Here is a 10,371-nt window from a genome sequence, read left to right on the forward strand (position 1 = left end):
CGCCCGGGAGAGCCAACTCCCCCACCCGCTCCAACAGCGCCGGGAACTCCCCCTTCCCCCCTCCCCCGGGATATGGTATACTGAGGTGACAACAACCGCCTGTCCCCCCAGACAGGCCACCGGGAGGGATCGCCTTTGTTCTGCAACTGTCTTGCCGTGGGCGCCGGCGGCGCGCTGGGGGCGGTGTGCCGGTACGGCATGAGCCTGCTCCCCGTGCTCCAGCGGGGCGCCTTTCCCCTGCCCACCCTGCTGGGCGCCATCCTCATCGGCCTGGTGGTGGGAGCCGGCCAGCGCTGGGCCAACCTCTCCCCCACACTGCTGCTCTTTCTGCGGGTGGGGGTGTGCGGCGGCTTTACCACCTTTTCCACGTTCTCCCTGGAATCCCTGGTCCTGCTGGAGGACGGCCGGCCGGTGCTCTTCGGCGGGTACGTACTCCTCAGCGTGACCCTCTGCCTGGCCGGGGTGTGGCTGGGAAAGCACCTCATCGCTTAAACGGTGTTTTCCCCATCTGACAAAAAACCTTCGGCCGCGGCAGGCAAAATTGGCGGAGCGGTCAGGGAAAATCCCATGACTTTTGTTGCTTTTCGTGGTAAAATAAAAAGGATTATATGTATCGCTCCCTCTATGACTTTTTGTCATAAACCATACCCAATTGACAAAGGAAAGGAAGACAGCGCCATGAACGAATTCAAGGGAAGCAGCAAGTACGTGGTCTCGGAGGACCTGCTGCGGATTGTAAACATTTCCATCGCCCTGCAAAAGCCCCTGCTCATCAAGGGGGAACCCGGCACCGGCAAAACCATGCTGGCCGACGCCATCGCCGAGGCCCTGGGCAAAAAGCTCATCATTTGGAACATCAAGTCCACCACCAAGGCCCAGGACGGCCTGTATGTCTATGACACCGTCCAGCGGCTCTACGACAGCCAGTTCGGCGGCGAAGGGGTGGATGACATCAAGAAGTATATTAAGCTGGGCAAGCTGGGGGAGGCCTTCTCCGCCGACGAGCAGGTCATCCTCCTCATCGACGAGATCGACAAGGCCGACCTGGAGTTCCCCAACGACCTGCTGTGGGAGCTGGACAAGATGGAGTTCTACATCCCCGAGACCAAAGAGACCATCGCCGCCAAGCAGCGCCCCATCGTCATCATCACCTCCAACGCGGAGAAAGAGCTGCCCGACGCCTTCCTGCGCCGGTGCATCTTCCACTATATCGCCTTCCCCAGCCAGGACATGATGGCCGACATCGTCCACGCCCACTACAACAACATTGAGGACCACCTGCTGGAGATGGCCATGAAGGCATTCTATCAGATCCGCGACCTGCCCACCGTGGCCAAAAAGCCCTCCACTTCGGAGCTGCTGGACTGGCTCCAGGCCCTCCGCCTGGGCGGGGTGGACCCGGACAAGATCGAAAACGAGCTGCCCTACGCCGGCATCCTCCTGAAAAAGAACGAGGACCTCACCGCGGTAAAAAACGCCAAAAACCGCGTCAGAAACGGATACCGCTGGTAAAGCGCCCCGGACCTGTCCGCCAAGTTTCATAAAAGGAGGCCACTGTGTTTATTGATTTATTTTACCTCATGCGCGCACGGGGGCTGAACGTGTCCATGAACGAATGGCTGTCCTTGATGGACGCCTTGGAGAAGGGGCTGTGCCGGAACAGTCTGCTGGAGTTCTACTATCTCAGCCGGGCCATCCTCATCAAAACCGAGGCCGACTTTGACAAGTTCGACGAGGTTTTCCTGGACTATTTCGACCGGATTCAGCATATCGAGGACATCCCCCAGGAGCTCATGGACTGGCTCCATGACCCCAAGAACATGAAGAAATACGACAAGGACGAGGTGGACGCCCGCACCACCTACGACCTGGAAAAGCTCCGCCAGATGCTGGAGGAGCGCCTTCAGGAGCAGCACGAGCGCCACGACGGCGGCCAGTACTGGGTGGGCACCGGGGGTACCTCCACCATGGGCCACTCAGGCTACGCCGCCACCGGCATTCGGGTGGGGGGCAAGAGCCAGCACCGCCACGCCCTCCAGGTGGCCGGGGAGCGGGACTTCCGGGACTTCCGAGAGGACAACGTGCTGGACCAGCGGTCCTTCCAGCTGGCCTTCCGCCGCTTGCGCCAGATGACCACCCGCCAGGACGGGCCCATGGACGTGCTCAACCTGGACCGGACCATCGACGAGACCTGCAACAACGCCGGCTATCTCCAGCTGGAGTTTGACCGGCCCCGGACCAATGACATTAAAGTCATGGTCCTCTTCGACTCCGGCGGGTCCATGACCCCCTATGCCCGTCTGTGCAGCCAGCTCTTCCAGGCGGTGAACCGGGCCAACAACTTTAAGGACCTGAAAATCTTCTACTTCCACAACTGCTGGTACTCTGAGCTCTACACCGGTCCCCGGTGCGTGTATGGGGAGTCGGTGCAGACCCAGTGGGTCATCAACAACCTCAGCCGGGACTACAAGGTCATCGTGGTGGGAGATGCCTCCATGGCCCCCTCGGAGCTGACCTGGGTGGGGGGCAGCTCCTACTACAACCGCTACAACGCCGAGACCGGCCTGACCTGGCTCAACCGCTTCCACAGCCGCTTTGAAAAAATGGTGTGGTTCAACCCCATCCCCGAGGCCATGTGGGAGTATGACTACGGCTACCAGACCATTGAGATGATCCGCAACACCGTGGACATGTACCAGCTCACCGTGGAGGGGCTGGGACGGGGCCTGAAAAAACTGGTGTCGGCCCGATAACCTGCCACAAAACGCCACGACAGTCCGCCGGCACGGGGCCTCCCGGCCCCCGGCGGGCTGTTTTCACGCCGGAACTCTGAGAGAGGGGGGACCGCCCCATGAAAAAACCGGGCAGAAAACTGCAAAAACGCACCATGGGCCTGCTGCGAAACCTGATGATCTTAGGGGTCAGCTTTGTGGGCCTGACGGTGGTGCTGCAGCTGGAAATTGAATACAACCTGCTGGTCCTCATCTACGCCCTGTCCGCGGTGGCGGTGCTGCTGTATCAGCTCATCCGCAACCGCAGCGACCGGGACAAGCTGGACCAGGAGGTAGCCCGGAGCAACTTCCTGATGAACGCCGCCCTTCCCGGGGGGGATGTGCGTCTGTTTGAGCTGCTCCCCGACGGGATGATCCGGGTTCTCTCCCCGGGCAAGGGCCAGGGCGGGCAGCTGAAAACCACCCTGGAAACCCCTCGCCGCCTGCTGTCCTACCTCAACTGCTCCGCCCAGTGGGAGGCCCCCTTCCTGGCCGCCCTGGAGCAGGCCGCCCTGGGCCAGGACAGCGAAGTGGAGTTCCAGACCATGGACCAGGAGGAAACCTGGATTCAGCTGCGGATGGAGCCCCTGCCCGACAATGAGGAGACCACCGCCATCGGCACCATCCGGGACGTGACCCAGAAGGTCAAGGAGCGCCACCGCCGGGAGGAGGCCTCCAAGCTCCTCACCCGGATGATGGACAGCACCATGGCCGGGCTGGAAATCGCCCTGGAGGAGGACACCTGGCGGCTGCTCTGGGGAACCCAGACCTACCAGGACCTGCTTCAGCGGGCCGGGGCGCACGCTCCGTACAGCGTGTTTATCCGAGACTACATCGGCCCCACCATCCATCCCCGGGACTGGGAGCAGTACTGCCAGTCCATGGAACGCTCGGCCCTGCTGTCCACCTTCCTGGCGGGCCGTCCCCCGGCCCTTCAGGAGTACCGGGTAAAGGTGGACCGGGCCCCGGGCTATGAGTGGCACGCCGCCGAGCTCTACTACTTCCGGGACCCCGGCACCCGCCAGGCCAAGTGCAATGTCTTTATCCGACAGGTCACCCAGGCCAAGATGCGGCAGCTGGAGGAGAAACGGCAGCTGGAGGAGAAGGAGCACATCCTCTTCCTCCAGGCCAAAAAGCTGGTGGAATCCGAGGAGGAGCTGGACTTTGTCCACGTGATCTCGGAGTACTACCAGGGCATCTACGTGGTGGACCTGGCCGCGGACCAGACCCGCAGCATCAAGGTCCCCCGGTATTACGCCGACCTGCTCAGCCGGACAGACCATTGCCAGAGCAGGGCCCTGGACCTGTACTGTCAGGAGCTGATGGACCCCGCCTATGTCCCCGCCTTCCGGGAGGTCACCAACTACGATAACATTCGCCGGCATCTGGCGGAAAAGCACCAGGTGGAGCTGCTCTACCGGAAGAAGAACGACACCTGGCTCCGGCTGCGGGTCTTCGCCATGCCCGGTTACAGCCAAGAACAGCAAAAAACCCTGTGGGTGTTCGAGGACGACACCGCCACCGTCAACCTCCGGCAGGAGGAGGAGAAGGCCCGGATCACCGCCCAGGCCGCCGAGGCCGCCAGCCAGGCCAAGAGCCAATTTTTGGCCAACATGAGCCATGACATCCGCACCCCCCTCAACGCCATTCTGGGCATGTCGGAGCTGGGGCTGCGGGAGGAGGCGGCGGAGGAGAAAGACAACTGCTTCCGGGACATCCGGGGCAGCGGCCGCATCCTGCTGGAGAACATCAACAGCATTCTGGACCTGTCCAAAATCGAGGCGGGGAAAATGGAGATCACCCCAGAGACCTACCATGTGCTCTCCACCCTCCACGACACCATCACCATCCTGCGGATGCGGGCCCAGGAGAAAAAACTGACCTTCCGGGCCCAGGTGGACGAGACCATTCCGGCCACCCTTTACGGGGACGACGTGAACATCAGCCACATCATCATGAATCTGGGCAGCAATGCCATCAAATACACCCGGGAGGGCACCATCACCCTCACCGTCACCTGGGAACCCCAGGGAGAGGACGGCAGCCTGGTCATCCACATGGAGGACACCGGCGTGGGCATCCGCCAGGAGGACCTGCCCTATATCTTCCAAAGCTATGGCCGGCTGGACCGCAAAGCCAACCGGCACATTGAGGGCACCGGCCTGGGCCTGCCCATCTGCCAGCAGCTGACAGAGCTGATGCACGGCCAGCTGGGGGTGGAGAGCACCTACGGCGTGGGCAGCAACTTCTGGGTCCGCCTGCCCCAGAAGGTCATCGACCCTACCCCCTGTGGCCCCTACCGGGAGGGAGAACAGCGGGAGAACAACCAGAACCGCAACTCCTTCACCGCCCCCGAGGCCGTGGTCCTGGTGGTGGATGACCAGCCCCTGAACCTGAAGGTCTGCCAGGGCCTGCTGGCCCCCTACGAGATGGAGGTCTACACCGCCCGCTCGGGGCAGGAGGCCCTGCGCCAGATGACCCAGGTGTGGCCCGACCTGGTCCTCATGGACCACATGATGCCGGAGATGGACGGGGTGGAGACTACCCAGCGCATCCGGGACATGGGCCGGAAAGACCCCTACTTCGCCGTGGTCCCCATCATCGCCCTCACCGCCAACGCCATGAAAGGGGTCCGGGAGGAATTCCTCCAGAGCGGCTTCAACGACTACATCTCCAAGCCGGTGGAGCTGGACAAATTGGACGATGTGCTCCGGGCCTGGGTTCCAGAGGACAAGCAGAAGGCCCCCGCCCTCCCCCTGGGCGCCCTGGTGGCCGAGCCCATCCCCGAGGACCTGCGGGACCTGCCGGACATCGACGTGGCCCGGGGCATGTCCTACTGCGGCACCGGCCAGGTCTATCGGAAAACCCTCTTCCTCTTCCGGGAGCAGATCCCCGGCCGCCTCCGGCGCATCCGCCAGGCCTGGGACGAGGGCCGTTGGGAGGACTACGTCATCGAGGTCCACAGCCTGAAAAGCGCCGCCCGGTGGATTGGCGCCATGGACCTGGGAGACCAGGCTGAAGCCCTGGAGATGGCCGGCCGGTCCGAGGACTTGGAAACAATCGCATCGGACACCCCCGCTCTCCTGTCCCGGTGCCAGGCCCTGAACGAAACCTTGTCCTTTCTGTAAACAGCACCAGCGCCCCCTTTTGTCGTGGGCGCTGGTGCTGTTTTTCCTCTTTTCCGTGGCACACCCTGCCCTCCCCCTGGGAAGGGGTTATAGCCGGAGGAGCAGCGTTCCCACCTGATAGACCCCAAAGGCGGTCAGCCAGGCCAACGCGGTCTGATAGGCCACCGCGAACCAAAAATGCCGGGGGGAGGCCATCTCCTGGCGCAGGGCGGCCAGGGCCGCCAGGCAGGGGGCGCAGAGGAGATTGAACAGCAGAAACGACAGGGCCGCAGGCACCGTGAGGGACAGCCCGGCCAATCCCCCGGGGCAGAGAACCCCCAAGGTGCTCACAATGCTCTCCTTGGCCAGCAGCCCGCTGCACGCGGCCACCACCAGCCGCCAGTCCCCCCATCCCAAGGGGGCAAACAGTGGGGCCAGATACCGCCCCACCCCGGCCAGCAGGCTGCCAGACAACGCCCCGCTGGACAGCTCACCAAACCCGCCCTGCTCCCAGCCGAAGCTGGCGGCAAACCACACCGCCACCGAGGCCAGCAGCAAAAGGCTCCCCGCCTTTCGCAAAAAGGCCCCCAGCCGCTGGCCAGTCCCCCGCAGCAGCTCCCCCAGAGGCGGGAGACGGTAATCGGGCAGCTCCATCCAAAAGGGCACGTCCTCCCGAGGAAACCACGGGCTGCCGGACAGCAGCCAGCTGGACAGCAGCGCCGCCGCCACCCCCACCAGATAGGCCAGGGGCGCCACCCACCAGCCCCCGGGAATCACGGTCCCGGCCACCAGGGCGATCACCGGCAGTTTGGCCCCACAGGGCAGAAAGGTGGCGGTCATGGCGGTCAGCCGCCGGCAGCTGGTCCGGCGGATGGTCCGGCAGGCCAGGATGCCCGGCACCCCGCAGCCGCAGGAGAGCACATAGGGCACCACCGATTTCCCCGACAGGCCAAACCGCCGCACCCCCCTGTCCAGCAGATAGGCCCCCCGGGAGAGGTAGCCGCATCCCTCCAGAAAGGTCAGACACAGGAACAGCGTTGCCAGCTGGGGCAGAAAGACCAACACTGCCCCCACCCCAGCCGCCACCCCGTCCACCAGCAGCGCCGTGAGCCAGGGGGCGCAGGAGAGCTTTTCCAGGCCGTAGGCCAGCAGCGGCACCACCCCCAGATGCTCCCGGCCCAAAAAGGTCCAGGACCCCTGCCACAGCGTCTGGCTGGCCCCCTCCGCCCAGCCCCCCACCAGGCAGATGGAGACCCAGAACATCCCCAGCAGAATGACCGCCAGCAGCGGCAGGGCCAAAACCCGGTGGAGCAACAGCCTGTCCAGACGCTGGGACAGGGATTGGCCCCCCTGCCCCCGGGTCAGACAGCGCCGGGCCAGCGTGCCCGCAAAGGCATACCGGCCGGCGGCAATGATCTCCTCCCGGTCGTCCTCCAGGTCCCTCTCACAGGCGGCAATCACCACCTCCAGCCGCTGGCGCAGCGCCAGTCCCACCCCCAGGGCTTGGTCCACCGCCTGGTCCCCCTCAAAGAGCTTGACCAGGTACCAGGCCCGTCCCGCGGCGGGCAGGTGATCCGATGCCAGAATCTCCACATCCTCCAGTGCCCGGCGGGCGCGGGGCGGAAACAACGGCGCCGGTTTGACCGGTTCCCCACGCCGGGCCGCCGCTGCCGCCGCCTGGGCGGCCTCCGCCACGCCGGTGCCCCGGGCAGCGGAGAGAACCACCACCGGGCACCCCAGCCGCCGGGACAGCAGGTCCCGGTTCAGTTTCTGGCCCCGCCGCTCCAGCAGGTCCGCCCGGTTTACCGCCACCACCATGGGAATCCCCAGCTCCAGCAGCTGGGTGGTGAGGTAGAGGTTGCGCTCCAGGTTGGTCCCGTCCACCAGGTTCAGCAGGGCATCGGGGCGCTGTTCCACCAGAAACCGCCGGGTCACCACCTCCTCCGGGGTGTCGGGAGAGAGGGAGTACACCCCAGGCAGGTCCACAAACCGGACGGACGGGTCCTCCCGCCAGCCTCCCTCCCGCCGCTCCACCGTCACCCCGGGCCAGTTGCCCACAAACTGGTTGTCCCCGGTGAGGGCGTTAAAAAGGGTGGTCTTGCCGGCGTTGGGGTTGCCGGCCAAGGCAATGGTCACCATATCCAGTCCCTCCCCTCCTCCCGCCGGAGCTGCCGGCCGGGCTCCACCGTCACCTGAGCGCCGTCAGCCCGCCGGAGGGTCAAGGTATACCCCCGCAGCCGAAGCTCCACCGGGTCCCCCAAAGGCGCCGCCCGGATGATCTCCACCACCGTTCCCGGCAGAACGCCAAAGTCCAACAGCCGCCGTCGGGCCGCCCCCTGCCCGCCCACCCGGGTCACCGTGTAAACTTGTCCCACCTTCCCCTGATCCAAGGTCATGGCCCGCATCCTCCTTTTGTGGGTTGTCCCTCCATCCTATGCGGACCCGCGCGGGGAAATGACAGCAAGATCATTGCATTGTGCCATTTTCGAAAACCACGTATTGACTTTCCAATATTCATCAACTATCATCTGAAATAGATAAGATTTTTGTTCGAGTTGCCAAATCTATGGATCTATTCCAACAAAACCCAACGCATGGAAAGGAGGATGACCTTCTCACATGAAAAAAACCGTTGCGGGAATCCTGATCGCTCTGGTTGCCTGTCTGGGCTTTGCCGCGTATTTCTTCCTGGCGATCAATCCACCTGCTTTATCCTATATGGAAACCAATCTCACAGAGCAAATCAAGCGGCAATTGAAGGAAGATTCTCTTCTGATTTCTATTCAGCGTCCTGGGACGTGGCACGATCTATTTACGCCAGAAGACTGGACCTTCGTTGTCCAATATGCTGATGCTTCTAACCCCCATTTTTATCAGTTGGACATAGACAAAGAGGAATTTGTCGAGACTTCTTCTTCCCAAAAGAATCTGGCGTAATTCCAAGTCTCCAATCCAAACGCATAAGACACCCCCTCCTGCGCTTTTAATGCGCAGGAGGGGGTTGCTTCCATAATTTTTATCCAATCCATATTGATCCTTCCGCTTTTTTCTTGTACACTATAAACATAGATTCCAAAGAGCAGAAAGGAGCCAACACCATGAAACGACGGAAAAAACGGTTCGTCCTGCCCCTCTGCCTGCTGCTTCTGCTGTCTCTCTGCGCCCCGGCGTATGCAGCAGCAGACGCCCCCTTTGCAGACATCCACGGCCACTGGGCCGAGTGTCAGATGACCTGGGCCCAGGAAGCAGGGATTCTTACAGGGACCTCTTCCACCACCCTCTCCCCCGATGATACCGCCACCCGGGCCATGGCGGTGACCGTGCTGTACCGTTACGCCGGTTCTCCGGCGGTGGAGGGTACCTCCGGCTTTGCCGATGTCCCCGCAGACGCCTACTATGCCGACGGTGTTGCCTGGTGTGTTCAGGCCGGTCTCATCACGGGGAAAACGGAAACCGCGTTCCGCCCCGGGGACCCCATGACCCGAGAGGAATTCGCCGCGACCCTGTATCGCCTCTTAGTGGACCGCCACGGCGTGCCGGAACAGGTGGGGGAAAACAATGTCACCACCCTGGCGGATTTTGCCGATGCCCAGTCGGTCAGCGCCTTTGCCCAAGACGCCATGGCCTGGGCGGTGGGAGACCTTTTCCTGTCCGGTTTCCGCCAGGAGGGAGACGCGCGGGAGCTATTGCCGCAAGGCCCCATCACCCGGGGCGAAATGATCCACCTTCTGCGTCAGTATGACTGCCTGGTGGAGGGAAACCCGGCCCAGCTGTACCGCTTCTCTCCGGAGGACGTGCGCTCCATCCGTCTTCAGCAGGGCAGCGGCCTCCAGGCAATGATAACAGACCCGGCGGAGATCCAGCGGTTTTTAGAGAAGGTAAACGCCTTCACGTACACCGTCCAGGAAAATCCCCGGCCTGCCGGAGGCTTCTACTTCTTTGCGGACCTCCACCTGACCGACGGGACCTCGGTTTGCCTTCTCCTTTCCCAAAACGGGATCGACCATCACTACACAGAGCCCGCCTCGGAGGGCGATGCGTATTTCCCATTGGATTGGATGGAGAGCTTTGGTCTGCGTAAATGACCCCTCCTGGGTCCCATGCACTAAAAAAGCCCCTGCCGCGGTTCCTTGGAACCCGGCAGGGGCTTTGGGATGTTGCTGTGGAACCGCCGTTCATTCCTCCCGGGCCAGCTCTTGGCCCTGGTCAGAAGCGTCCCCCACAGGGTCTCTCTGGCCCAACTGCTTTTTCAAGGCGTCTAATTTTGACAGTATAAGGCCGGTGCAGACCGTCACGAGGATACAGAGGAAAAGCAGCAGGCCAACCGTCAGATCAACCCCTGCCTCGCCGCTGCCGAGCAGCCCCACAAACAAACCTCCGGCAAAGTAGAACCCCGCCAAGGCAACGCCCAGGCCGGCCAGAAGGAGAAGCATCCATTTTTTCATCGTCCAGACCTCCCATTGGTAAAAAACGGCCCCTGCCGCAGTGCGGCG

General features: G+C 62.8%; 9 protein-coding genes. 6 read left to right on the top strand and 3 right to left on the bottom strand.

The features are described from left to right. Positions 1-135 precede the first annotated feature (135 nt). From DV520_RS11655 to DV520_RS12700, 4 genes are all read left to right on the top strand, one after another. Complete coding sequence (locus DV520_RS11655; RefSeq protein ID WP_242984701.1) at positions 136-492, top strand: fluoride efflux transporter FluC; 357 nt, start codon at positions 136-138, stop codon at positions 490-492. 186 nt (positions 493-678) lie between these two features. Further along, on the top strand, positions 679-1,512 hold the full coding sequence (locus tag DV520_RS11660) for an AAA family ATPase (protein WP_021919357.1): 834 nt from the start codon (positions 679-681) through the stop codon (positions 1,510-1,512). A 44-nt stretch (positions 1,513-1,556) separates the two neighbouring features. Beyond that, positions 1,557-2,753 carry a vWA domain-containing protein gene (locus DV520_RS11665; protein ID WP_021919358.1) on the top strand — a complete coding sequence of 399 codons (1,197 nt, stop codon included), beginning with the start codon at positions 1,557-1,559 and terminating at the stop codon, positions 2,751-2,753. Positions 2,754-2,851: 98 nt separating this feature from the next. Beyond that, positions 2,852-5,899 (top strand): response regulator, encoded by a 3,048-nt coding sequence (locus DV520_RS12700; RefSeq protein ID WP_117142977.1) that lies wholly within the window; start codon positions 2,852-2,854, stop codon positions 5,897-5,899. Between the two features lie 87 nt (positions 5,900-5,986). Here the strand turns inward: DV520_RS12700 and feoB are convergent, their stop codons facing one another. Together feoB and DV520_RS11680 are read right to left on the bottom strand one after the other, a co-directional pair. Beyond that, a complete protein-coding gene (gene feoB, locus DV520_RS11675; RefSeq protein WP_117142978.1) occupies positions 5,987-8,017 on the bottom strand; it encodes a ferrous iron transport protein B in 2,031 nt (676 codons plus the stop codon). Beyond that, complete coding sequence (locus DV520_RS11680) at positions 8,011-8,274, bottom strand: FeoA family protein (RefSeq protein ID WP_021919832.1); 264 nt, start codon at positions 8,272-8,274, stop codon at positions 8,011-8,013. Before DV520_RS11680 ends, feoB begins: the two co-directional genes overlap by 7 nt. Before the next feature lie 223 nt (positions 8,275-8,497). On the opposite strand from DV520_RS11680, the gene DV520_RS11685 reads away from it, so the two are divergent. Both DV520_RS11685 and DV520_RS11690 read left to right on the top strand, forming a co-directional pair. Then, entirely contained in the window at positions 8,498-8,815 is a 318-nt protein-coding gene (locus DV520_RS11685) for a hypothetical protein (protein WP_021919833.1), read from the top strand. A gap of 161 nt (positions 8,816-8,976) precedes the next feature. After that, positions 8,977-9,963, top strand: a complete 987-nt coding sequence (locus DV520_RS11690; protein WP_117142979.1) for an S-layer homology domain-containing protein — start codon at positions 8,977-8,979, stop codon at positions 9,961-9,963. 90 nt (positions 9,964-10,053) lie between these two features. Here the strand turns inward: DV520_RS11690 and DV520_RS11695 are convergent, their stop codons facing one another. Continuing rightward, entirely contained in the window at positions 10,054-10,323 is a 270-nt protein-coding gene (locus tag DV520_RS11695) for a hypothetical protein (RefSeq protein ID WP_117142980.1), read from the bottom strand. Between the last annotated feature and the right edge of the window lie 48 nt (positions 10,324-10,371).

Origin of the sequence: Evtepia gabavorous (genome assembly GCF_003425665.1) — a bacterium.
In the GTDB taxonomy this organism is placed as follows: domain Bacteria; phylum Bacillota; class Clostridia; order Oscillospirales; family Oscillospiraceae; genus Evtepia; species Evtepia gabavorous.